This window comes from Hymenobacter negativus, assembly GCF_017571495.1.
Lineage (GTDB): Bacteria > Bacteroidota > Bacteroidia > Cytophagales > Hymenobacteraceae > Hymenobacter > Hymenobacter negativus.
This window is the reverse complement of sequence record NZ_JAGETZ010000037.1, coordinates 1-721: the sequence shown is the minus strand read 5'-3', so window position 1 is coordinate 721 and position 721 is coordinate 1. Positions and strand designations below refer to the sequence as shown.

Genomic DNA, 721 nt, shown 5'->3' with positions numbered 1-721 from the left:
AGAACAGGTAATTAGGGCTAAGTCGTAACAAGGTAGCCGTACCGGAAGGTGCGGCTGGATCACCTCCTTTCTGGAGCGGCCTTGCTCACGATGTTATGAGTATAAAGTATAGTAGCTTGGTAATACTCTTTGTTTGTTTTCTCATTCAAATAATTTTTGAATACGGATTCTACGTTTGCCTTCGGGTATCGTCGAAACCCGGGCTTGTAGCTCAGGTGGTTAGAGCGCTACACTGATAATGTAGAGGTCCGTGGTTCGAGTCCACGCAGGCCCACTAGTACTAGCGGGATTGCTGCTGGATACGAAACTCGGGGGATTAGCTCAGCTGGCTAGAGCACCTGCCTTGCACGCAGGGGGTCAACGGTTCGACTCCGTTATCCTCCACCATAATACAACCGAATAAACTCAATTGGAGCTTATTCACGAAGTCATCAAACACTAGGATGACACACGTTCTTTGACGTAAGGGGTAACAAAAACGAAGCGTAGCGCACTTGGTCATCTTCGGATGGCAATCAACAAGTGTGATTACGAAAGAGAAGTAACAAAGAGCACACGGGGGATGCCTAGGGTCTCAGAGGCGACGAAGGACGCGATAAGCTGCGATAAGCTGGGGGTAGAGGCACATACTCGTTCATCCTCAGATTTCCGAATGGGGCAACCCCTCGACTGGAAGAGTCGAGAATCGACTAGCTTGACTAGCGATGGCAAACGCAGGGAA

The 721-nt window shown here is 49.4% G+C and carries 2 tRNA genes and 2 rRNA genes; all 4 read left to right on the top strand.

Features of this window, described 5'->3' with window-relative positions:
- Window positions 1–70: ribosomal RNA gene (locus J4E00_RS29305) — 16S ribosomal RNA — on the top strand; the annotation flags it as partial.
- 130 nt (window positions 71–200) lie between these two features.
- Window positions 201–274 (top strand) — tRNA-Ile (locus J4E00_RS29300).
- A 36-nt stretch (window positions 275–310) separates the two neighbouring features.
- Window positions 311–387: transfer RNA gene (locus J4E00_RS29295), tRNA-Ala, on the top strand.
- Between the two features lie 148 nt (window positions 388–535).
- A 23S ribosomal RNA gene (locus J4E00_RS29290) occupies window positions 536–721 on the top strand; the annotation flags it as partial.